This window comes from Halomonas halocynthiae DSM 14573, from assembly GCF_000425725.1.
In the GTDB taxonomy this organism is placed as follows: domain Bacteria; phylum Pseudomonadota; class Gammaproteobacteria; order Pseudomonadales; family Halomonadaceae; genus Halomonas; species Halomonas halocynthiae.
On record NZ_AUDZ01000013.1, the window covers coordinates 133,968 to 156,163 of the forward strand.

Below are 22,196 nucleotides of genomic sequence, written 5' to 3' on the forward strand. Positions count from 1 at the left end.
TGACATGCACCGCACATTCGCCTCCCTCGCTCTACTTGCTACCCTGCTCAGTGCGGCTCCTGCGGCACTGGCTAACGAGCGCCTACAGGTACTCACCAGCTTCAGTATCTTGGCCGATATGGTCGAGAACATCGGCGGCAATAATGTCGAGGTAACCGCCTTGGTCGGCCCCGACTCCGACGCCCATGTTTATAGCCCACGCCCCACCGACGCTCGCGCCGTTAGCCAAGCCGACCTGGTGGTTCTCAACGGCATGAATTTTGAAGGCTGGATGGAGCGTTTGGTTAAAGCCAGCGACCACCACGGGCTTGTGGTAACCGCCACCGACGGCGTAGAAGCGCGCCTAAACCAGGCAAAACATGACCACGATCATGCAGAACACGACCACCATGATCATGCAGAACACGACCACCACGATCGTGCAGGCCATGATCATGGCGGGAAAGACCCTCACGCCTGGCAAGACTTGGCACTTGGCGATATCTATATCAATAATATTCTGGCCGGCCTGATCGCAGCAGACCCTGAAAACGAAGCAGCCTACCGTCAACGCGCTGAACAGTATCTGGCCGAAGTTAACGCAACTCACACCAACATACAGCAACAGCTCGCTGAGCTTCCTGACACCACCAAAATCATTACCAGCCATCGCGCGTTCGATCACTTCGCTCGCGCCTATGGGCTAACATTTCTGTCTCCGGCTGGGGTGTCCAGCGAAGCCGAACCCAGTGCTGCCGACTTAGCCGCGTTAGTCGAGGTAGTGCGCGAGCAAGATATCCGCGCGTTGTTTCACGAAAATATGACCAGCCAAGCCTTGCTCAACCAACTCGCCGAAGAAACCGGTGTGCCGATTGCCGGCAGCCTGTATTCCGATGCACTAACAAGCGACGGCGATGCTGCGACTTGGCTTGGCATGCTTCGCCACAACGCCCGAGTACTGCACGATGCGCTGATAGTTGAGCATGAACCACACCCAACGGCTGACTGATGCCGAGGCAGGCAGGGAACTAGCCTTTCGCTATAAACGCTCAAATTCCTGGCCTTAGCTCGTCGGAAACATTAAGGAGACTACCAATGCAACTTGACTCAGTGGTTATTCTAGGCGGTAAGCGTACTGCCATCGGTAGTTTTGGCGGCAGTCTGGCGGGCTTAGCGCCCCATGAGATGGGGACAGCCACCGCCAAAGCAGCACTAAGCGAGGCTGGTGTTGCTGCCAGCGATATTGATCATGCGGTTTATGGCCACATCATCACCACCGGGCCCGCCGATGCTTACTTGGCTCGACATATCGCACTGGAGTCAGGCGTACCATCCAGCGCTGGGGCATTTAACGTTAACCGTTTGTGCGGGTCCGGCGTACAGGCGGTAGTAAGCGCTGCCCAGCAGATTGCCATGGGCGCTAGCCAGCTAGCACTAGCGGGTGGTGCCGAATCAATGAGCCGCGGTGGCTACCTGCTGCCTGCCGCCGCACGCTTTGGCATTCGTATGGGCGATGCGCCGATCACTGACCTGACACTGGGTACGCTCAGCGACCCTTTCGATAGCGGTCACATGGGCGTAACAGCAGAAAACATCGCCCAGCGCTACGAACTCAGCCGTGAAGAACTGGACGCGTTTGCGCTAGCCAGCCATCAAAAGGCCGCTCGGGCGATTGCCGCAGGACGCTTTGACAGTCAGATCACGCCTCTTAAGGTACGCAAAGGCCGCAATGAGGTGATCTTTCGTCATGACGAGCATGTACGCGAAGTCATCACTCCAGAAGATCTAGCACGTCTGAAGCCCGCCTTCAAAAAAGACGGCGTAGTAACCGCTGGCAACGCTTCTGGGATTAACGATGCTGCTGCAACACTGGTACTGGCGCATGCCGATGCTGCCAAGCAGCGTGGCCTTGAGCCCCGCGCGCGCCTTCGGACTGCTGCCATCGCGGGTGTCGAGCCAAATGTCATGGGCCTGGGACCCACGCCAGCGGTGCGACGCTGCCTAAAACAGGCCAAGCTCAACATAGAAGATATCGATGTCATCGAGTCAAATGAGGCATTTGCTGCTCAAGCCATCGCTGTAGCACGTGATCTTGGCTTTCCGGATGAGCGCCTGAACCCTAACGGTGGTGCCGTGGGATTGGGGCATCCGGTGGGGGCGACTGGGGCTATTCTAATCATCAAGGCGCTACATGAGCTGGAGCGTACTGCTGGCCGTTTCGGTTTAATCACACTATGTATTGGCGGTGGCCAAGGCATTGCTCTGCTCATCGAGCGGCTATAACGGCTTGTTACGCAAAAAGATCATCGATCAGCGCAATATAACGGGGGGCGACACGTTCGTGAAAAGTCAGGATAGTTCGCAGCCAAGCGCTGATAACATTCAAGATGCCATACGCTGGCGTATTCTATTGGTATTGCTAGCCACTATTGTGATGTCGCTGATCAGTGTCAGCATTGTCAATGTGGCCTTACCTTCTATTCAGCGTGGCCTGGACGCTACCCACTCTGACCTGCAGTGGGTGCTTTCGGGCTATGCATTAACGTTCGGCGTGATCCTGGTGGCTGCTGGCCGAGCAGGTGACATCATGGGGCGTGGTGGCATCTTCATCATCGGCGTGGTGATCTTTACTCTGGCTTCCATTGCCTCAGGCTTGGCTCAGGATGCGACTTGGCTAAACGTGGCGCGGTTTACTCAAGGCATCGGCTCAGGGCTGCTCAGCCCGCAAGGGGTCGGTATGATTCAACAGTATTTCCAAGGCGCCGAACGTGGCAAGGCGTTTGGGTATTTCGGCAGTGCGGTAGGGGTATCCGTCGGTGTCGGCCCAGTAGTAGGCGGCCTACTAATTGAGCTTGGTGGCCCTGATATTGGCTGGCGGCTGACATTTCTTGTCAATGTGCCCATTGGTATTTTGACCATTATCATGGCGTATCGCTGGTTCCCCAGACCGCTCTTTACACGGACGTCACTGCCTTCAACATGCACCTCACACCGAGCCATGCGAAAAATTCAGCATACTCTCCGCTTACTTGACCCTGTTGGCTCATTATTACTGGGGTTAGCCGTATTTTCTGTGCTGTTCCCGTTCATGGAGTCGCGTTCTGCCATTCTGACCTGGTTACTGCTGCCACTGGGTGTTCTGCTTGTCGCTATATGGGTGCGCTGGGAGCGCTACTATGCTCGGCAGGGCTGTAGCCCGATGGTGAACTTGGCTATCTTTTCCACCCGCAGCTTTACCAATGGCGCACTCATCATGGCGCTGTATTTCATGGGCATGACCAGTATCTGGGTGCTGGTCGCTTTGTATTTACAGCAAGGGCTCGGGGAAACGGCGCTAAAAACGGGACTGGTAAGCCTTCCAGCCGCATTCATTTCTGCCTATGCCGCTCACTGGGCTGGTAAGCGAGTCATGGCCTATGGCCGAAAAATGGTTATTGGCGGACTTTTATTCGCCATTACAGGCGTCATAGCGACTGCTGCAATCATTTTGTTGCACCAAAGTGGCTATGTCAGTATTTGGTGGTTGCTGGTGTCGTTATCACTGATCGGCATCGCTCAAGGTTCCGTTATTAGCCCTAACCAAACCCTGACACTGGCCGAAGTGCCTTTGCAATATGCGGGAAGCTCTGGGGCTATCATGCAAACCGGCCAGCGCATTGGCACCTCCATCGGTATTGCTGTTATCACAGCGGCAGTGTTCACAACACTTGGCATATCAAGCTGGCCAGTGGCCGTCACTCTCGGTTTTGGCTTAGTTTTACTGATCATTCTCAGCGCTCTGTGGCTTGCCATCAAAGACCAGCGCTACCGAAAAAATAGCCAACATAGCGAGCCTGCTGACAGGCCTTTTCCAATCGCTGAATAACTCACTACTCACTATGCCATGCAGGTATGAGAAAGGCGCCCTCAGGCGCCTTAAATGATGCCGATTTCGTCAGCTCAAGCCTCTGGTATTTGCAACGTTTCCTGCACAACTGGCCAAGCCGGTTGCCCATCACGGGTGGTAACTCCGTCCAGGAACGCTTTAATTTTCGCTGGATTGTTGCGCATCCAAGTCAGCGCCACGTCATCTACCTCACGCTCTTCATAGCTATAACCACGAATCATCTCACTCTGCTGGTCGGCACTAAAGATCAACTGGCCAAGCAGCCGAGCGGCATTGGGGTTAGATTCTGCAAATTCGTGAGTTACTAGCGTGCGAACATCACTGCGGCCGCCATCGGGGCCCCAGGCATCTTCAGGATCGTCGAGAAACTCAATGTCATACTCGATGCTTGCCCAGTGCGGTGTCCAAGCATAGAAAACGATCCACTCGTCTCGGTCTATTGTCGACTTTGCTTGACTGAACATGCCGGTCGAGGAGGTTTCAGAAAGGTTCCACTGATCAAGACAGTAAGTCCCTTCATCCTGCATTTTTGCCAGCAGGTCGCTCGTGCCGGAGCCAACTTCGATGGAGTACAACACGCCACCGACCTTGTCTCGCAGCTCCTCGCTACACAGATCCTTGGCTGAGGTATATCCCGCATCATACACATAACTAGGCACAACAAAACCCAGCCGTGCTCCGTCAACGTTAGTGCCCAGGTCAACCAATTGGCTCTCGCCCTGAGTCGACGTATCGTACATACCTTGCTGAGCAGGCAACCAGGCAGCCAAGTACACATCCAACTCGTTTTGGCTCAGCGCCTGATAAGCAATTGTTGCACCCAGTTCTTTCTTTTGTGTTGCATACCCAAGGGTATCAAGCAAGGTGGCTGCTACCTCACTTTTTACCGTTACCCCAGGCCATGGCGGAACCGCAAACCGAACCGCATCAGGCGCTTCAGCCTGGGCCAGAGAGCTCAAAACCAGTGAGCCCAAGGCAAGGGGCGCGCACAAAACGCTTCCCAAAAGAAAGTGTGTAGAGGGTCGTTTAGCTAGATTCACCAGATCTCCTTGGCAGTCATGCCATGTTGAAACACCGCATAACCTTACCACCCCAGAAAAATCCAGCAACGCTGGTTAACCACTTGCTGACTATTTGCGCCGCCGCAGCGCGAGGCACACTCCATACAAAGGGCAAACGATCACGCCCCTTTACCTACCATTTTGGTCGCCTCGACCACTTCGATCCAATAACCATCGACATCCTTCACAAACACAACATCTTTCATTTTTCCCTGATCAGGACGCTTAATAAACACCACGTCGTTGGCGTCAAACCAAGTCACAGCCATAGACAGGTCTGGCACCGAAAAGCAGATATGGCCAAAACCCTGCGGTTCAGCATTACCGTCGTGATAGGCAAAGTCTGCTTGGTCCTCTGTTCCCCAGTTGTGGGTTAACTCCAGCAACCCTTTTTGGGAAAAGGTCCAAACGGTACGCTGATCGGTATTTTCTGGCACGTCGTCAGTAGGTTCCAGCTTGGCAAGAAAATACAGCGTAAAGCGCATTTCTTCGAAATCCAGCTTACGCAGTACGCTCATACCAAATACTCGCGAATAGAAGGCCAATGATGCCTCAGGATTCTTTACTCTCAGCATGGTGTGGTTGAGCCGAAAGCCCTCTGTCTCTGCAGCGGGTGCCTGTATACCTGGGTATTGCTCACCTTGAAAACTCATCATCAACTCCTTTACCCACGTTGTGGGCCTGCACTGGTATATTGTCATTTAACGAACTGACAGGACATTGTCATGCGCATTCTTGAGACGCGAGTTGCCCCAGAGTGGGTAGATTATAACGGTCATATGAACGATGCCGAGTACGCACGGGTATTCTCTCTGGCCCTTGAGGCGCTAATGGACGCAATCGGACTGGACAAAAAGGGCCGCGACCAGCATGCCTATACTATCTACACCTTAGAAACCCACCTCTGTTATCGCCGTGAGGCTTACGAGAACCAGTCCTTGGGCATAAACATCATATTGTTAGACCGAGATACCAAGCGCCTACATGTGTTCATGGAAATGCTCGACGAGCACAACCAATGCCTGGCGACCAGCGAACAAATGTTGATGGGAATTGCCACTGTTAGTGGGCGTCCAGCGGCTTTCCCCACAGCAATTACCGAACACATTGCACGCTTACCCCACGCTCAGGCCGAAAACTGGCCGGCATTGGCTGGGCGGAAAGTTGGCCTTAGTCGTTAACCGCGAATACCAATAATACTTCCTACACCACACGGGGGTTCCCATGAAATATCTAACCATTTCTCGCTCTGCCCCAACCTTTTGTCCCACTGCCCTGGCAGTCATTCTGATAGGGATACTTACCCTGCTCGCCGGCTGTGCTGGCCCACAACTCAAGACCCAAGAGCAAAGCGGTATTTCTTTTGAACGTGCGATAATTCTTGCCGAAGCGAAAAAAACACTCGGTGTACCATACCGTTATGGCGGTAACTCCCTCAGCGGACTGGATTGCTCAGGCTTGGTACAACGCAGCTACAGCAAAGCGGGCATCAGCGTACCACGCACATCAAGCGATCAGTTCTCGCAGCTACCTCCCATCAAGAAAGCTCGCCCGGGCGATCTGTTGTTTTTTGATACCTCGGGGAATGGTAAGGCCAGCCATGTGGGAATCTATTTGGGCAATGATCAGATGATACATGCGCCTGGCAGTGGCCGAGAGGTAACAACGACCCAACTATCATTGGATTACTGGCAGAAACGTTTTTTGGGTGCCTCAGGGCCTGCGCCCTGAGCGTAGCCATACGCCCTAGGCATCATGTCACTGAAGTGTATCAGCGAATATGTTTAAGCAGCGCCTGCAGTCGCTCTAAGTCGCGGCTATCGCCAACTAGTCGAACGTGATCATTCATCATACCGTCGAGGAAGGCTTTTTGGGTCGGCTTACGCAAGATGCGCATAGCGCTTTGTGGGTTGTCAAAACGTAATTCCAAATCAAGATCAACAGGGAGCCCTGTTCCTGTTTCGATGCCATCAGCAGACATCCGATAGTATCTGGCAATCGCTAGATCTTCGGTGGCAATGCCCCAGTCAAGTGGGCGCGTCTCCAGCTGCTCCTGAAAAGCCGATTTACTTCGCTGTGCTTTCTTGAGCATAAACCCCAGTAGCCAGAGAATGACTCGTAACATCATGTCTTAGCCCCCAGCAAAAAGAGAAAAAGAGAAAAGCAGCGGCTCATCAGCACACGACAAGCCGCTGGTGGCTTAGGCTTACTTTTGCACTGCGTCCTTAAGCCCTTTGCCGGGCTTGAAAGCCACGGTCTTGCTCGCTGGAATCTGCAACGGCTGCCCAGTCTGCGGGTTTTTGCCTGTACGAGCAGCACGCTGGCGAACGGTAAACGTACCAAAGCCGATCAAGGTAACATCGTTGCCATCAGCAACGCTGCTGGTGATCTCTTCAAGAATTACATTGAGCACCTGTCCGGCTTTGTCCTTAGAAAGGTCGGCCTGTTTGGCGATGGCTGCAGCAAGTTCTGGTTTGCGCATAGGGTTGATTCTCCTGACGGTATGTATGAAACCGGAATCGTTTCCGGCCACTGCTTCCTGACGGTGTTGCCCTGTTGTTACTGTTTTATGCTTCCTTGTCACCATGGAGACATTCGCGCTACCGCAATACCTGATGACTTCATGGGTGCAGCAGGGGAATAATCACTAGCCTAGCAATGGCGGTGCTAACCGCGCCAGTCTGACTTTCCGACGCACGCCGTCTCCTGTCAATGCAAAACCTTGTAATTGGCCGTCCTCTGACTCTGCAAATGCTGCCAGATCACGCCCGCTTCCCTCAATACGCCAACGTACCGCCGATATCGCAGGCGGCAAGGAAACAATCGGCAACAATGATGTCTTGACCATAATAGGCCAAGCCCCATAACTCACCGGCGTTGGGCTGCCCGATAAGGTGGCGGCTAATGCTTTGGCCCCAGCTTGCAGTGGTTGAACGTACATCGCGTTGACTCCATCAACACAAGCCACGTCACCCAGGGCATAAATACCACTGACCGATGTTTCAAGATAGCGATCCACCACAATGCCATCTTGAGTAACGTTGATGCCAGCAGCGTTTGCCAGCTCCATAGCTGGGCGTAGACCGGTGGCCACCAACACGAAATCAGCATGAAGTACTGAATTATGACTCAGCTGCACTGCCACCGTATTCTGCGCGTCATAAAGCGCCTGCACCGTTGTGCCGCAGTACAGCCGAATACCCGCCTTAATAAACGCATCACCCAAAGCCTGCCCTAGTTCGGCGGGCAACAAGCGTGCCAGAAGCGTTTCTTCTGGCGCAACCATGCTTACCCGATGACCGCCAGCCACCAAGTCATCAGCAAACTCGCAGCCGACGAGCCCAGTACCAACCACCACCACGTCGGCAGGACGCTGCAAGGCTGCCAAGGCGGCATGAAAGCGCCGGTAATCATCAAGATTATTCACCGCCATCACTCGGCCGGCCAGCTCATCAGGCACCATAAACGGTTGCCTGGGTGCGGCACCCGTCGCCAAGACCAATTGGCTATAAGGCAACGATTCTGCACCCAGTTGCAGGCAGCACGAGCCGGTATCGATAGCATCAACAACGGTATGGGTGCGCAGCGTGATATCAAGCTCCTGAGCCACCTGCAGCGCTGAGCGCGCCACCAGCCGCTCAGGTGAAAGCCGTTTGGCAAAGCCAGTGGAAAGCAACGGCTTAGAGTAATCATCGCCGCCGTCGGCCGTTAGTAATGTCACTGACCGCTGGGGGTCACGGCTACGTAGCTGACGCGCCAACCCAAACCCTGCCATCCCAGAGCCGATAATGGTCACAGGAGCACTCATTGCTATCCTTGTTCTGCTGCCATAGTCGTAAAAACTTGCCATGGTACACTAGCGCCCCGTGGTATGGGATGCAGGCATAGTAGAGACATTAAGTGGTGATCACGTGGTAAGTAAGGGTTTAACACAGGCGCGGACGATAAAATGGCAGCCTCTGGCAGCCGCACGCCCGGCAATAAGCCACTCATGGTGGCAGTGGGTCTCATCAACCGACTCTCTGACAACACGCCTGACAGAGGCTGGAGCTCCTGCTACTTTCCGTGTTCGCCTGCTCAGCCAACGGCTGGGTAGACCAAGCCGTGATGAGGCGCTGGCACTGGATCAGCCGATCGGCCGCTGGGCCTGGATACGCGAGGTCGCTTTGTGCCTGAATGATCAGCCTTGGGTAATCGCACGCTCTGTCGCGCCACTGGACCGGCTGAATGGCCACCGTCTTGACGGCCTGGGCGAACGCTCACTGGGCAGTTGGCTTTTTAGTCAGCCTGGCCTCAAACGTGGTGCCATCGAAATTACCCGATCGCCGGCCCCATTCCATCAAATACCTGGCCCTTTAGGCCGACGCTCGATACTTCACCACCAACGCTTTACGGTACTGGTTCAGGAGTTCTTCCTGGATAACATGGCAGATAATTTGGGGCTGCTGCCTTCGCGATAGCTGGCGACGATTTACGACTTATTCGAGAGCGCACAATGGATTCATCACTTTTGCGTCCTACGGGACTCGCACGCATTCCAGACTTTCTGCACCTGACCCGCCTTGATCGCCCCATCGGCACTTGGCTGCTAATGTGGCCGACCCTTTGGGCGCTGTGGGTTGCTTCTGACGGTATCCCTGAGCGACACCTAGTAGTGATTTTTGTGCTCGGAGTTTACCTGATGCGTGCCGCGGGTTGTGTCATCAACGACTATGCCGACCGACACGTTGATGGCCATGTCAAACGTACTGTGAACCGCCCGCTAGCCACCGGCCGAATCAGTGAGCGCGAGGCGCTCGGGCTGTTTGCCTTACTGGTTGTCGCCTCTTTCATACTGGTGTGCTTTACCAACCTGTATACCGTACTGCTGTCGCTAGTAGGCGTGGCGCTGGCAGCTATTTACCCTTTCATGAAACGCTACACGCATCTGCCACAGGTCGTTCTGGGCGCGGCTTTCTCTTGGGCGATTCCCATGGCATTCGGTGCCGTTCTAGGCGAAGTACCAACAGTGGGCTGGCTGCTGTTTGCCGCCAATCTGAGCTGGACGATTGCCTACGACACCCTGTATGCCATGGTGGACCGCGATGACGATCTGAAAATCGGCATAAAATCTACAGCAGTACTGTTTGGCCGTGCTGACACACTGATGATTGGCCTGTTTCAGCTCGCCACGTTGATTTTGCTGGCGCTGGCAGGCTGGCTATTAACGCTAGGCGGTTTTTTCTGGTTAGGGCTAACCACCATGGCCGCCACTTTTGTCTTCCAGCAGTGGCTAGCCCAAGGACGTAACCGCGATCGCTGCTTCCGAGCCTTTCTTAATAACCAATGGTCGGGCATGGTGGTTTTTGCGGGTATTGCTCTAAGCCTGTGGCCAGTCGTCAGCGGCTAACGGCAGTGGCGTTTCCCTGGTCTCGGTAGTGTTTGTCCCACATCAGCACGGCGCCAGCCACAGCGCCAGGCAACAAAAACAGGTTAGCCAGTGGCAGCCAAGTAATCAGAGTCACCCAGCCCCCATACGTTAATGTGGGTATGCGCCGTGCATTAAGACGACGGCGCATATCGGCAAAGCTCACCTTGTTGTTGTCCATGGGGTAGTCTAGGTAGGTAATTGCCATGGTCCAGGCGGTAAACAGCCCCCACAGCACAGGGGCAATCATATTGACTACCGGTATCCAGCTGATAATAAACAGCAACAACATGCGTGGCAGGATATAGCCCAGTTTGACCAGTTCACGACCAATGGCATCCATACCTGCACGCATGATGCCTCGGTCATCCACTGGAGGTTGGCCCGTCACCACACGCTCCACCTTCTCAGCCAGAAGGCCATAAAAAGGGGCGGCAATTAGGCTGGTGATCAAGGTAAACGTGAAAAACACAATCAACAACAGACTGATAACAAACAGCGGCCAAATCAACCAGTTAAGCCATTCAAGCCAGCTCGGCACCATAGCCATCCAGCCATCAAGCCAACCACCAAATCGGCTGATGACGTAATACAGCAGCCCTGTATACACCAATAAATTAACCAGAATTGGTAAAAACACATAGCGGCGAAGCCCTGGGGTATAGACCAAGCGAGTTCCCCGAGAGAGTGCCGTAAACGCATCAAGCATGAACAATTTCCTCTAACGTGTGTCTGACATGCGATCATTCATTGAACACTGCAAGACCTGCGACAACAGGCAGCAGCAAGAGTGGTTGAATATCAGTCGCTGGCACTTATCATGGCACTGATAACCCATATTATCTGACACTAGCGTCTCACAACTCAAAACAACAAAGCCGATACAACCACTGATGACCGACATAGATGATGTACCCTCGCCACAGGGCCAGTTGACGCTCAAGCTGGTCGCTAACCGCCATGATACCAACCTGCACGGCGATATTTCCGGTGGATGGCTGGTATCGCACATGGATCAGGCCGCCGAGCTGGCCGCCAGCCGAATGGCCAGTGGCCGTACGGCTACTGTCTCCATCGAAAGCATGGATTTTCTCTCCCCCGTAAGGGTTGGCTCTATGGTCAATATTTTTACCGAAGTGCGTGAAACAGGACGCAGTTCAATGAAAATTGATGTAGAGGTCTGGTGCCGCCTGCCCCAGGAAAGTGAAAAACATGAACTGCAAAAAGTCACAGAAGCGCGTTTCGTCATGGTCGCACTAGACGATAAAGGCCGCATTCGTTCAGTCAAGCAATAACAAGGCAGCAAAACGCCGGATACTCTAAATAGCATCCGGCGTTTTTTCGTCTATAAACAACCCACAACAATCAACCTGTCAACGTATCACGTGCTTTCAGGTAGTCAAACTCACCAACATCTGTAAAGCCACGCACGGTCTCCTGGAAAGCAGAGTACGATGCATAAACTTTACGTGACTCTTCATCACTGTCTACCTGACGCTGGATAACCTTCTGAGACGCTTCTTTCAGCGCAGCCAAAACGTCTGTGGGGAACGTCCGTAGCTTGACACCATGCTCCTCGGTCAAGGTATGCAGCGCTTCAGCGTTACGGAACACTAACTCACTGAACATTGCCATATTGGACGCTCGAGCGGCTTCGGTGACTACCACCTTAAGGTCATCTGGCAAGCTATTCCACGCATCCAGATTAACGGTTCCTTCCAGAATTGCTGACGGCTCATTCCACACTGAGGTGTAATAATATTCAGCTACCTGATGCAGGCCAAACGCCAAATCATTGTAGGGACCCACCCAGTCTGCTGCGTCCAGCACGCCAGTCTGCAATGACGTAAAAATCTCACTGCCTGGAATCGTCATAGTGGTCACGCCAATATCAGCCATGGCTTCACCCGCCAACCCAGGCAAGCGCAACTTCAGGCCCTGCATGTCTTCCAGTGAATTAATCTCTTTCTTGAACCAGCCCGCCATCTGGGTGCCTGTGTTACCCACTGCAAACGGCTTAAGGTTGTGCTTCGCATACAGCTCGTCCCACAGCTCATGACCGCCACCATTGTATAACCAAGAGTTGGTTTCATTGGTGGTCATGCCAAATGGCACAGCGGTGAAAAACTGCGCTGCCGCCACTTTGCCGCGCCAATAATACGAAGCGGAATGCCCCATTTCAGCCGTGCCAGCAGACACGGCATCAAACACCTCAAGCGCTGGCACCATCTCGCCCGCACCGTGCACACGAATCTTCATCCGCCCGCCCGACATCTGCTCAATACGCTTAGCAAAGTCATTAGCGCCAGTTCCAAGGGCAGGGAAATTTTTGGGCCAAGAGGTCACCATGTTCCAAGTAATGGTTTCATCGGCTGACGCAGTAGAAACAAAAGGAGCTGCTGCCACACTAGCCGCACCCAAGCCTGCAGTTTTAAGAAACTTACGTCGTTGCATGAAGTCACTCCTTTATTGATTTTTATCGACACAACTAGAAACAGCTGGTATTCGCTTTTTCCGCAGGGTGAAAGGCACTTTTGGCAGGCAAATACAGGGGCTGATAGTCAATGCTAACCGTCATCATGTTTCAATGGCACCCCACTTTCTACAGCGGTGTCAGTTTAGCAAAACCTAACACCAGCCACTTGGCACCTTCGCCTTCAAAACTGACATGAACCCGCGCACGTTCACCCTCACCCTCAGCATCAAGAATCACTCCTTCGCCGAACACCGGATGGCTGACTCGCTGCCCAAGACTCAACGAAGGTAAATCGCCAGCGGCCTCAACACCTTGCTGCCGCCATGACGGCTGAGGCCTTGAGACACTAAGCGGGCGTGAAACCTGACCACGCATACGCACTTCTTCAAGATGCTGCTCAGGCAGTTCACGCACAAACCGTGAAGGACGAGGAAACGTTTCTTTGCCGTGTAACCGTCGCACTTCTGCATGCGTCAAATAGAGTTTCTGCATAGCACGCGTCAGGCCCACATAGCACAGCCGCCGCTCTTCTTCGAGACGCCCCGGCTCTTCCAACGACATCTTATGGGGGAATAACCCCTCTTCCACACCGGTAATAAACACCACGGGAAACTCTAACCCTTTGGCCGAGTGCAGGGTCATCATCTGCACGCAGTCTTCGAACTCATCGGCTTCATGATCACCGGCATTAAGAGCCGCTTCAGCCAAAAATGCCTCCAGCGCTACCATGCCTTCACCAATCTCGGCATTTCCCAGCGCTTCACCTTGAGTAAACGCCTTGGCGGCAGTCACAAGCTCCTCTAAGTTTTCGACGCGTGCCTGGCCTTTCTCGCCTTTTTCATTACGGTGGTGCTCAATCAGCCCACTGCGCTCGCCAACATGGTCAATAATTTCATGTAGCGCCAGCATCGAGGTTTCATCATCCAGCCGCTCAATTAGATCGCTGAAAACCCTAACCGCATTGCCCGCTCGCCCCTTGAGAGAGCCGTCGTGCAAACCATCATGCAGCGCCTGCCATAGCGAGGTGTTATCCAGGCGTGCACGCTCACGCAACAGCTCAACGGTGCGCGTGCCAATGCCCCGTGCTGGCACGTTAATGACCCGTTCTAGCGCCGCATCGTCGTTGCGGTTAAGCAATAACCGCAGATAGGCCAGAGCATTCTTGATTTCCATGCGCTCGTAAAAACGCTGACCGCCATAGATACGGTAGGCAACCCCTTGACGAATCAGTGTTTCCTCTATCACCCGAGACTGGGCGTTAGAACGGTAAAGAATAGCCATTTCACTACGCTTGAAGCCTTCGCTGACCTTATCGCGAATGGTATCAACGATGAAGCGTGCTTCATCAAGGTCATTAAACCCACCATAAACCGAGATAGGCTCGCCTTGTTCGCCATCAGTCCATAGCTCCTTGCCCATACGCTCGGCATTGTGGCTAATCAACGCATTGGCAGACTCAAGAATGGCGCTGGTAGAGCGATAGTTCTGCTCCAGCCGTACCGTTTTTGTTTCGGAAAACTCTTGCTCAAAACGACGGATGTTCTCAATACGCGCTCCGCGCCAGCCGTAAATTGACTGATCATCATCACCGACGACCGTCATTGGCGTCTGCATGCCACTAAGCAGTTTCAACCAGGCATACTGCAGGGTGTTGGTATCCTGAAACTCATCCACCAACACATGACCAAAACGTTCACGATAATGTGCCAACAGCGCCGGATTATCCCGCAGCAGTTCAAGGCTTCTCAGCAGCAGCTCGCCGAAATCCACCAACCCACCACGCTCACAAGTCAGCTGATAACGCTCGTAGAGGTCTACCATCTGCATCAAGTACGCATCACCGTTAACGTTAACTTGATGAGGTCTCAACCCCTCTTCCTTACAACCCGAAATAAATGACTGCACTTGGCGTGGTGGATAACGCTCATCGTCAATAGTATTTTCTTTGAGAAGGCGCTTAATCAGACGTAGCTGATCATCACTATCAATTATCTGAAAATGCTGGGGCAAACGCGCATCCTGCCAGTGGGTACGCAACAAGCGATGGGCAATGGAGTGGAAAGTACCCACCCACACGTGACGCAGCGACAGACCAAGCAAGGCTTCCAAGCGTGTTCGCATTTCACGAGCCGCTTTGTTGGTAAAGGTGACGGCCAGCACCGCATAAGGGGAAAGCCCTTCGGCCTGCATCAGCCAAGCAATACGATGCACCAGTACCCGAGTTTTCCCCGAACCAGCTCCGGCCAACACCAGCATATTACCCTGGGGCGCGCTGACAGCTTCGCGCTGAGCCGCATTCATGTGGTCGAGAATCGCCGTGACATCATCCATGGGAGAAACCATATACAAGGAGATCGCTGCTGAAAAATGGGTCGTCAGCTTAGCATATTAAGGCACACCGAGACGGCAGCTGGCAGCCAATACCAGCCTAGCTGCGCTATCTTTGGAGAGCTTGGTGATAACACATTTAGTGACGACAAGCTCAGCTGTAAACCCCCCAGTTTAGAAAACGATCTAACTAATTTCTGGAAAGCGCAGTGGCGTCAAGCTCGTCCTGACGGCCTTGAGCTGCTCTGCAAGCTTGGGCCCGCGCGTTTTGGCCACACCCACCGCCAATACGTCTATCAGTACCAAATGTGCAATACGTGAGCTCATGGGGGTATAGATTTCGGTTTCTTCAGGTACATCGATATACAGCGGCAACGTCACTTCCTCAGCCAGCGGTGAACCATGGGGGCAGATACCGATCACCGTAGCTCCCGCTTCACGCGCCAATCTAACACTGGCTACCAGAGCACGGGTGCGTCCGGTCTGAGAAATAGCCACCACCACATCGCCTTCCTTAAGAGTCACCGCCGACATGTTCTGCATGTGGGGGTCTGACAACGCCGCGGTAGATATCTGTAAACGGAAAAACTTGTGCTGGGCATCAAAGGCCACAGCACCAGACGCGCCGTAACCGTAAAACTCAACACGATTCGCCATCGCCAACGCATTAATTGCCTGACTTAACGACTCGTTATCCAGCCGGTCGCGTATCGATAACAAGGTGCCGACAGTAGAGTCAAAAATACTCTGAGAAAACTCAGCCACAGTGTCGCTATCATTCATTGAAAACTGAGCGAACTGGCTACCTGCCGCCAGCATCTGAGCCAGCTTGAGCTTGAAATCCTGAAAACCTCCGCAACCCAAAGCACGACAAAACCGCACCACAGTGGGTTCGCTGACCTTCGCTTCGGTAGCTAAGTCCACAATCCGCATATGAATAACGTCTTCGGGATTACGCAGCACAAAGCGCGCCACTTTCTGTTCAGAGCGGCGAAAATGCTCCATACGGCGTCTCATCTCATCGAACAGACCAAGGCTCACGTGCGACTCCTCGTCAATAGGCTGGCAGCGTAATGCCGCTGCCATTTAGTCAAAATGATTGTAACAGTATGCCTCAGGCCAGATCGCAACAGGGTGCTCATTATCGACGCCATGCTGCATTCATTCACCTTCATTCATCATACTGTCAAATGTTTTATAGTAAAAAGTACTGTGTCGCACCGCATCATAGAGATGCCACACCTTCACAGCAGGTAGGAGAATCGATCATGCGTAATGTTGAACGTTTAACCTCCTTCAAGAGCGAGCTACTCAATATCTTCATGGATATGGAAGTTAACGAACACAAACAACGCACCCGCAATGCTGCCCAACGCAGCCTTCGTGCCCGCCGTGGGATCGAGTTTCATAAAGAAGCTAGGCGCCTCAACGCGTGCTTATCAGAGCTATCCGACGGCGATTGTCTCGAAAAAAATACCCACTAGCGCCACAAGCCCATGCAAGACACCCCAGGAATAAAGAAGCCCCGCTATTTGCGGGGCTTCAGTACAGCGATTTTTCAACACCAGTACTTATAACAGGCTATTAACAAACACCACGATCACACCAACCGGTGCCACAAAACGGGCGACGAACAGCCACACAGTTTCAGCACCACCGGAAAGACCCAGCTCCTGGGATACGCTCTCGCGGCTCAAACGCCAGGCAACAAACAAGATAGCACCCAGCCCAGTCAGCGGCAGCATGAACTTGGCCGTAACGGTATCCAGCAAGTCAAAGATGTTAAGGCCGAAGAACAGCACATCATCCCAAACGTTAAACGACATTAGCGCAGCCAGTCCTAATGCCCAGACAGCAACACCACCGACCAGCGTAGCGCCAACTCGAGATAGCGGCGTACGCTCCTCCAACATTTCCACCGTAGGCTCGAGCAACGAGATGGCCGACGTCAACGCCGCGAACGTTAGCAACAAAAAGAAAATCAGGCCTAGCAAGGTGCCGCCTGCCATGTTACCGAAGGCAACCGGCAAGGTGACAAAGATCAAACCAGGACCTTCACCGGGGCTCAGGCCATTGGCGAAGACAATCGGGAAAATCGCAATACCCGCAAGCAGAGCGATAGCGGTATCCAGCAGGATTACCGTGCGAGCCGTACCGATCAAATTAACGTCTTCACCCAGATAGGAGCCATAGGCCAGCATGATGCCCATACCCAGCGACAGGGTGAAAAACGCCTGCCCCATGGCAGCTAACACGGTTTCGCGAGTCAGTGCACTCCAATCAGGGCTGAACATGAAAGCCATCGCTTCACCGAAATGCCCAGTGGTCATGCCATAACCCACCAGCACCAGCATCAGGATCACCAACGCAGGCATCATCGTTTTCACAGCACCTTCAAGTCCTTTGGTCACCCCCCGACCCACAATCAGGATAACCAACACCATGAAAGCGGTATGCCACATCGCCAAAGTAACCGGACTGGCCAACAGCCCACTGAAGAACGCGCCAACCCCTTCCGCACCTTGGCCATTGAACGTACCGGTCACAGATTCCAGCGTGTAATTAAGCGACCAGCCACCGATGACACTGTAAAACGACAGAATCAAAAAGGCCGCCAGAATACCGCTGAGCCCGACCACCGCCCACAAGGGGGAACGTTTATTCTCTTGAGTTAGCTTGAGCATGGAGTTAATGGGATTAGCTTGACCACGACGGCCAATCATCCACTCGGCCACCAAAATAGGTAGACCCACCAGCGCCACACAAGCCAGATAAACCAGCACGAAAGCGGCACCGCCGCTGTCACCAACCAGATAGGAAAAACGCCAGATATTACCCAACCCTACTGCCGAGCCAGTGGCAGCAAGAACGAAGGTCATCTTAGATGACCACTGCGCATGAGGAAGTTTCGACATAAAAAGCCTACTGTTGTGAATTTTTGATTGTTGATAACTGTTTAAGGCAATGAAACTCGCAAATTACGCTGAAACAATGCCTTGATGATCACAAATCTATCTGATCCCTGGAAGGATGACCAGAGTCCCCCAAAAGAAGTGATCACGATGTGATAACTACCATGCGAAAACTAGAAGAATGATGGTTACGAAACCGTAAAACCGACTATGACGGATATCTCATACCATGCATAGGCCATGTGGCCGACGCCGCGGCACTATGTAACCCCCCACTCCATACACAAAAAAACAGAGGTTTTCCCCTAAGTTATCCACAGGAAAAATCACTGTATTCAAGGCGTGTTTTTATCACGCTCAATGCGTCCATCGCTAAGCTCGACCCGATAAAGAATCCGTCTAAACGTTATCTATATCACGTACTACGGGGCTTCTGTCTTTTCCTTACATTTTTACTACACCATACCCGATAACGTTTTTTCTTTGCTAAATACCATAACTGAATCCACTACAACTCCATTACTGATATCAGTTATTCACAAACAGAGACGTATAAGCTCTGAATACCATTTGTCAGGTGAAGTACCGACAAAATGGACAGTCATCAGAAGAACACTCTTTTGAATCCAGAGCTTTAACTTTTGGGTATGCAGATTTAGTGGTTGATAGCTCATCAGTAAGGCTGATGATTTCGCCTTCAGCCACGCAAAGGACACATACCACCACTTGAGACTACCACTTTTTACTCTTTCGTCGTCCATACCAATAAGCCAAATCATTCCGGCCACTCAATCATGGCACTGATGCACAGTGCATATCTTCGAGTTACAGAGGCATGCAACGCTTGCCGTCCGCTGAGCCAAGAACGTCAGTAGATGACTATCGGCCCAGCGGACGAAAAAACAGAGCGGACGTTATTCTACCGTCACTGACTTCGCTAGATTGCGTGGCTGATCTACGTCGGTGCCTTTAAGTACGGCGACGTGGTAAGAGAGCAACTGCAGCGGCAAGGTGTGAAGTATTGGAGCAATGGCGTCTGCCGATTCAGGCAGGTGCAGCACAGTAATACCATCGGCATCCGTCATGCCAACCCCTTCATCAGCAAACACAAACAGCTCACCACCACGGGCGCTAACTTCTTGCAGATTAGACTTCAACTTGTCTAGTAGCTCGTCGTTGGGTGCCACCGAAATCACTGGCATATCGCTATCAACTAGTGCCAGCGGACCATGTTTCAGCTCACCGGCTGGATAAGCTTCAGCGTGAATATAAGAGATCTCTTTAAGCTTGAGAGCACCTTCCAACGCCACCGGAAACTGTGCGCCACGTCCCAGAAACAGTGCATGGTGTTTTTCGGCAAAAGCGATGGACAGTTTTTCAATAGCGGTATCTAGCGCAAGCACGCGGGCCGTTTTTTCCGGCAAGCCTCTGAGTGCCGCAACTAAGCTGGCCTGCTGAGCGGGGTTTTCACCACGCACCCTGGCCATGGCTAAAGTAAACAGCAACATCGCCGTCAGTTGAGTAGTAAATGCCTTAGTCGATGCCACACCGATTTCTGGCCCAGCCAAGGTCATCAAGGAAAGGTCTGACTCGCGCACCAATGAACTGCCCGGCACGTTACAGATCGCCAAACTACCCAAGTAGCCCTGTTTCTTGGCGAAGCGCAGTGCGGCTAGGGTATCGGCGGTCTCACCCGATTGAGACAACGTGACGAAGAGCGTATCTGGCGTTACCACAACTTTACGATAACGGTACTCAGACGCTACCTCGACCTGCACCGGCACGCCGGCGTAACGCTCTAACCAGTAACGGGCCACCATCCCCGCATGATAACTGGTGCCGCATGCCACAATGCAGATCTGCTTCGCTTGCGAGAACAGCGCTTCAGCATCGGGGCCAAAGCTTTCAATCAGCACATGATCTTCAGCTAACCGACCTTCTAGCGTCTGAGCGATAACTTTAGGCTGCTCGTAAATTTCCTTGAGCATGAAGTGGCGATACTCGCCCTTACTGGCCACGCCATCGCCGTGCTCAAACACCTGTACCGGCCGCTCAACCGGCGTGCCATCAGCGCTAAATACTTCGATTTTTCCCCCGTGAGACAGCCGTACCAGATCACCTTCTTCTAGATAGATAAAGCGATCCGTTACCTGTAGCAGCGCCAGCGGATCAGAGGCCAAAAATGCCTCTTCGATACCAACGCCAACCACCAGTGGGCTACCTTCACGAGCAGCAACAATTTCATCGGGTGAATCGGCATCCATAACAGCTAGCGCATAAGCGCCGTGTAGTCGCGTTAACACCTGTTTGAAACGGCTGAGCAAGTCGCCGCCATTGGCTGTTTCGCTACCCAGCAGGTGAGCAACGACTTCTGTATCGGTTTCTGAGTGAAATACATAACCCTGAGGCTCAAGCTCAGCACGCAGCGCTTCATGATTCTCGATGATGCCGTTATGCACCACAGCCAGTCGCTCCCCAGAAAGATGGGGGTGGGCATTAGCTTCACTGGGCCGCCCATGCGTGGCCCAACGGGTGTGGGCAATACCGCTATGGCCAGGCGCCGGCTGTGCTTCTAGCTTGTCTTCAAGCGCGGCAACTTTACCAAGAGCACGAACTTGGCGAAGCGTTCCTTCACTGTCACGCACTGCCATTCCGGCAGAGTCATAACCGCGGTACTCAAGCCGTTTGAGCCCTTCGAGCAAAATACCTTGTACATTACGCCGTGCAACGGCACCAACAATCCCACACATGGCGATCTCCTTAGCTATTCTTTTGTTAGCGGGTCTGGCTCTTTACCGGACGCTGCCAGTTGTCTTTGCTGACCTGACGCCCACGGCTGACAGCAAGCGCGTTATCGGCAACATCTCGAGTCAGAGTAGAGCCAGCACCAACCGTTGCCTCCCGACCGATGCTCAACGGGGCAACCAAGGCGGTGTTTGAACCGATAAAGGCGTTATCACCGATTTCCGTCAGGTGCTTGTAAGCCCCATCGTAATTACAGGTAATCGTGCCAGCACCAATATTAACGTTGCGACCCAGGCGAGCATCACCAACATAACTCAGGTGATTGATTTTGCTGCCCTCACCCAGTTCAGCATTTTTGGTTTCAACGAAATTGCCAATACGTGCACCAACCGCTAACCGTGAACCAGGACGCAGACGGGCAAAGGGGCCAATGCGGTTATGGCCCGCCACAACAGCACCTTCTAACACGCTATGCGCTTCGATCACACTCGCCGCACCGATATAGCTGTCGCGTATCACACAGTTAGGGCCTATGCGCACGCCCTCACCAATCTCTACATCACCTTCAAATACACAGCCCACATCAATTTCCACGTCCGAGCCACAGGTCAGGCTACCGCGCACATCAATGCGTGATGGGTCGAGTAAGGCCACACCTTGTGACATCAAGGTTTCGGCAATATCGTTTTGATAGGCACGCTCAAGTCGCGCCATCTGAGCACGATCGTTCACACCTTCCACCTCAACGGCACGCTCTGGCTGAGCGGTGACCACTTTCACACCTTCGGCAGCAGCCATAGCGATAATATCTGTCAGGTAGTATTCACCTTGGGCATTTTCTGCTGACAACTCAGGCAACCAGCGACGCAGCTGTGCTGCGGTCATCGCCATAATGCCGGTATTGCATTCGCGAATCGTCAGCTGATCATCATTCGCATCTTTTTGCTCCACGATGGCTACCGCATTACCAGCGGCATCGCGCACAATGCGGCCATAGCCTGCGGGATTCTCCAACGTAACGGTGAGCAAACCAATGTGCTGCTCATCCACTGGCTCAAGCAACTGGTGCAATGTCTCACGACGAATCAACGGGACATCACCATAAAGCACTAACACACGACCTTCGCTAAGCGCCTCTAACGCCTGAGCAACAGCATGCCCAGTGCCCTTCTGTTCCGCTTGAACCGCAAAACCTACCCCACATTCCGCTAAACTATTGCGTACCTGGTCCGCTCCATGTCCCACCACAACATGAGTTCGTTCGGCATTTAGCCCAGCCGCTGTATCAATCACATGACGCACCATTGGCTTACCCGCCAGCCGATGCAGCACCTTAGGTAGTGCAGAACGCATACGCGTGCCTTTGCCAGCGGCAAGGATTACTACATCAAGACTCATGTTT

General features: G+C 53.1%; 21 protein-coding genes. 9 read left to right on the plus strand and 12 right to left on the minus strand.

What is annotated here, in order from left to right; all coding sequences use genetic code 11:
* Positions 1-4 precede the first annotated feature (4 nt).
* The 3 genes from H616_RS13895 to H616_RS13900 all read left to right on the plus strand — a co-directional run bounded on the left by H616_RS13895 (position 5) and on the right by H616_RS13900 (position 3,844).
* A complete protein-coding gene (locus tag H616_RS13895) occupies positions 5-988 on the plus strand; it encodes a metal ABC transporter solute-binding protein, Zn/Mn family (protein WP_051233855.1) in 984 nt (327 codons plus the stop codon).
* Between the two features lie 86 nt (positions 989-1,074).
* The gene (gene bktB, locus H616_RS0100645) at positions 1,075-2,262 is read left to right on the plus strand and encodes a beta-ketothiolase BktB (RefSeq protein WP_027965625.1); all 1,188 of its coding nucleotides are present in this window, start codon (positions 1,075-1,077) and stop codon (positions 2,260-2,262) included.
* 58 nt (positions 2,263-2,320) lie between these two features.
* Positions 2,321-3,844, plus strand: coding sequence for an MFS transporter (locus tag H616_RS13900; protein WP_051233896.1), 1,524 nt, complete (start codon positions 2,321-2,323; stop codon positions 3,842-3,844).
* A 74-nt stretch (positions 3,845-3,918) separates the two neighbouring features.
* On the opposite strand, the gene H616_RS0100655 is transcribed toward H616_RS13900, so the two are convergent.
* Together H616_RS0100655 and gloA are read right to left on the minus strand one after the other, a co-directional pair.
* Entirely contained in the window at positions 3,919-4,905 is a 987-nt protein-coding gene (locus tag H616_RS0100655) for a glycine betaine ABC transporter substrate-binding protein (RefSeq protein WP_027965626.1), read from the minus strand.
* A gap of 140 nt (positions 4,906-5,045) precedes the next feature.
* Entirely contained in the window at positions 5,046-5,579 is a 534-nt protein-coding gene (gloA, locus tag H616_RS0100660; protein ID WP_027965627.1) for a lactoylglutathione lyase, read from the minus strand.
* Between the two features lie 72 nt (positions 5,580-5,651).
* On the opposite strand from gloA, the gene H616_RS0100665 reads away from it, so the two are divergent.
* Together H616_RS0100665 and H616_RS0100670 are read left to right on the plus strand one after the other, a co-directional pair.
* Complete coding sequence (locus H616_RS0100665) at positions 5,652-6,107, plus strand: thioesterase family protein (protein ID WP_027965628.1); 456 nt, start codon at positions 5,652-5,654, stop codon at positions 6,105-6,107.
* A 43-nt stretch (positions 6,108-6,150) separates the two neighbouring features.
* Positions 6,151-6,657 (plus strand): C40 family peptidase, encoded by a 507-nt coding sequence (locus H616_RS0100670; RefSeq protein ID WP_051233857.1) that lies wholly within the window; start codon positions 6,151-6,153, stop codon positions 6,655-6,657.
* A 40-nt stretch (positions 6,658-6,697) separates the two neighbouring features.
* On the opposite strand, the gene H616_RS0100675 is transcribed toward H616_RS0100670, so the two are convergent.
* From H616_RS0100675 to H616_RS0100685, 3 genes are all read right to left on the minus strand, one after another.
* A complete protein-coding gene (locus H616_RS0100675) occupies positions 6,698-7,054 on the minus strand; it encodes a hypothetical protein (RefSeq protein ID WP_027965630.1) in 357 nt (118 codons plus the stop codon).
* A 78-nt stretch (positions 7,055-7,132) separates the two neighbouring features.
* Positions 7,133-7,513: an HU family DNA-binding protein gene (locus H616_RS0100680; protein ID WP_169516150.1), complete on the minus strand. Its 381-nt coding sequence runs from the start codon at positions 7,511-7,513 to the stop codon at positions 7,133-7,135.
* A gap of 60 nt (positions 7,514-7,573) precedes the next feature.
* Positions 7,574-8,734, minus strand: a complete 1,161-nt coding sequence (locus H616_RS0100685) for an NAD(P)/FAD-dependent oxidoreductase (protein WP_027965632.1) — start codon at positions 8,732-8,734, stop codon at positions 7,574-7,576.
* Positions 8,735-8,837: 103 nt separating this feature from the next.
* On the opposite strand from H616_RS0100685, the gene H616_RS0100690 reads away from it, so the two are divergent.
* Together H616_RS0100690 and ubiA are read left to right on the plus strand one after the other, a co-directional pair.
* Complete coding sequence (locus H616_RS0100690; protein WP_240470506.1) at positions 8,838-9,386, plus strand: chorismate--pyruvate lyase family protein; 549 nt, start codon at positions 8,838-8,840, stop codon at positions 9,384-9,386.
* Between the two features lie 35 nt (positions 9,387-9,421).
* Complete coding sequence (ubiA, locus tag H616_RS0100695; RefSeq protein WP_027965634.1) at positions 9,422-10,315, plus strand: 4-hydroxybenzoate octaprenyltransferase; 894 nt, start codon at positions 9,422-9,424, stop codon at positions 10,313-10,315.
* On the opposite strand, the gene cysZ is transcribed toward ubiA, so the two are convergent.
* Positions 10,305-11,042 (minus strand): sulfate transporter CysZ, encoded by a 738-nt coding sequence (gene cysZ, locus H616_RS0100700; protein WP_027965635.1) that lies wholly within the window; start codon positions 11,040-11,042, stop codon positions 10,305-10,307. The two genes, ubiA and cysZ, sit on opposite strands and share 11 nt — an antisense overlap.
* A 184-nt stretch (positions 11,043-11,226) precedes the next feature.
* Here cysZ and H616_RS0100705 point away from each other — a divergent pair, with 184 nt between their 5' ends.
* A complete protein-coding gene (locus tag H616_RS0100705) occupies positions 11,227-11,628 on the plus strand; it encodes an acyl-CoA thioesterase (protein WP_205619048.1) in 402 nt (133 codons plus the stop codon).
* Positions 11,629-11,698: 70 nt separating this feature from the next.
* Here H616_RS0100705 and H616_RS0100710 read toward each other — a convergent pair whose 3' ends face one another.
* The 3 genes from H616_RS0100710 to hexR form a co-directional block, all read right to left on the minus strand.
* Positions 11,699-12,787, minus strand: a complete 1,089-nt coding sequence (locus H616_RS0100710; protein WP_027965637.1) for a TRAP transporter substrate-binding protein — start codon at positions 12,785-12,787, stop codon at positions 11,699-11,701.
* 148 nt (positions 12,788-12,935) lie between these two features.
* Positions 12,936-15,140 (minus strand): DNA helicase II, encoded by a 2,205-nt coding sequence (uvrD, locus tag H616_RS0100715; RefSeq protein WP_027965638.1) that lies wholly within the window; start codon positions 15,138-15,140, stop codon positions 12,936-12,938.
* Between the two features lie 183 nt (positions 15,141-15,323).
* Complete coding sequence (hexR, locus tag H616_RS0100720; RefSeq protein WP_027965639.1) at positions 15,324-16,178, minus strand: transcriptional regulator HexR; 855 nt, start codon at positions 16,176-16,178, stop codon at positions 15,324-15,326.
* 227 nt (positions 16,179-16,405) lie between these two features.
* On the opposite strand from hexR, the gene H616_RS0100725 reads away from it, so the two are divergent.
* The gene (locus H616_RS0100725) at positions 16,406-16,621 is read left to right on the plus strand and encodes a PA3496 family putative envelope integrity protein (RefSeq protein ID WP_027965640.1); all 216 of its coding nucleotides are present in this window, start codon (positions 16,406-16,408) and stop codon (positions 16,619-16,621) included.
* Between the two features lie 87 nt (positions 16,622-16,708).
* Here H616_RS0100725 and H616_RS0100730 read toward each other — a convergent pair whose 3' ends face one another.
* From H616_RS0100730 to glmU, 3 genes are all read right to left on the minus strand, one after another.
* Complete coding sequence (locus H616_RS0100730) at positions 16,709-18,052, minus strand: sodium-dependent transporter (protein WP_027965641.1); 1,344 nt, start codon at positions 18,050-18,052, stop codon at positions 16,709-16,711.
* A gap of 911 nt (positions 18,053-18,963) precedes the next feature.
* Complete coding sequence (glmS, locus tag H616_RS0100740; protein WP_027965643.1) at positions 18,964-20,799, minus strand: glutamine--fructose-6-phosphate transaminase (isomerizing); 1,836 nt, start codon at positions 20,797-20,799, stop codon at positions 18,964-18,966.
* 25 nt (positions 20,800-20,824) lie between these two features.
* Positions 20,825-22,192: a bifunctional UDP-N-acetylglucosamine diphosphorylase/glucosamine-1-phosphate N-acetyltransferase GlmU gene (gene glmU, locus H616_RS0100745; protein WP_027965644.1), complete on the minus strand. Its 1,368-nt coding sequence runs from the start codon at positions 22,190-22,192 to the stop codon at positions 20,825-20,827.
* Positions 22,193-22,196 lie beyond the last annotated feature (4 nt).

Excerpts from the sequence above, each read along its gene's own strand:
- H616_RS13895 (WP_051233855.1), top strand. The coding sequence starts at position 5 with ATGCACCGCACATTCGCCTCCCTCGCTCTACTTGCTACCCTGCTCAGT.
- bktB (WP_027965625.1), top strand. The coding sequence starts at position 1,075 with ATGCAACTTGACTCAGTGGTTATTCTAGGCGGTAAGCGTACTGCCATC.
- gloA (WP_027965627.1), bottom strand. The coding sequence starts at position 5,579 with ATGAGTTTTCAAGGTGAGCAATACCCAGGTATACAGGCACCCGCTGCA.
- H616_RS0100665 (WP_027965628.1), top strand. The coding sequence starts at position 5,652 with ATGCGCATTCTTGAGACGCGAGTTGCCCCAGAGTGGGTAGATTATAAC.
- H616_RS0100670 (WP_051233857.1), top strand. The coding sequence starts at position 6,151 with ATGAAATATCTAACCATTTCTCGCTCTGCCCCAACCTTTTGTCCCACT.
- H616_RS0100675 (WP_027965630.1), bottom strand. The coding sequence starts at position 7,054 with ATGATGTTACGAGTCATTCTCTGGCTACTGGGGTTTATGCTCAAGAAA.
- H616_RS0100680 (WP_169516150.1), bottom strand. The coding sequence starts at position 7,513 with ATGGTGACAAGGAAGCATAAAACAGTAACAACAGGGCAACACCGTCAG.
- H616_RS0100685 (WP_027965632.1), bottom strand. The coding sequence starts at position 8,734 with ATGAGTGCTCCTGTGACCATTATCGGCTCTGGGATGGCAGGGTTTGGG.
- ubiA (WP_027965634.1), top strand. The coding sequence starts at position 9,422 with ATGGATTCATCACTTTTGCGTCCTACGGGACTCGCACGCATTCCAGAC.
- cysZ (WP_027965635.1), bottom strand. The coding sequence starts at position 11,042 with ATGCTTGATGCGTTTACGGCACTCTCTCGGGGAACTCGCTTGGTCTAT.
- H616_RS0100705 (WP_205619048.1), top strand. The coding sequence starts at position 11,227 with ATGACCGACATAGATGATGTACCCTCGCCACAGGGCCAGTTGACGCTC.
- H616_RS0100710 (WP_027965637.1), bottom strand. The coding sequence starts at position 12,787 with ATGCAACGACGTAAGTTTCTTAAAACTGCAGGCTTGGGTGCGGCTAGT.
- uvrD (WP_027965638.1), bottom strand. The coding sequence starts at position 15,140 with ATGGATGATGTCACGGCGATTCTCGACCACATGAATGCGGCTCAGCGC.
- H616_RS0100725 (WP_027965640.1), top strand. The coding sequence starts at position 16,406 with ATGCGTAATGTTGAACGTTTAACCTCCTTCAAGAGCGAGCTACTCAAT.
- H616_RS0100730 (WP_027965641.1), bottom strand. The coding sequence starts at position 18,052 with ATGTCGAAACTTCCTCATGCGCAGTGGTCATCTAAGATGACCTTCGTT.
- glmS (WP_027965643.1), bottom strand. The coding sequence starts at position 20,799 with ATGTGTGGGATTGTTGGTGCCGTTGCACGGCGTAATGTACAAGGTATT.
- glmU (WP_027965644.1), bottom strand. The coding sequence starts at position 22,192 with ATGAGTCTTGATGTAGTAATCCTTGCCGCTGGCAAAGGCACGCGTATG.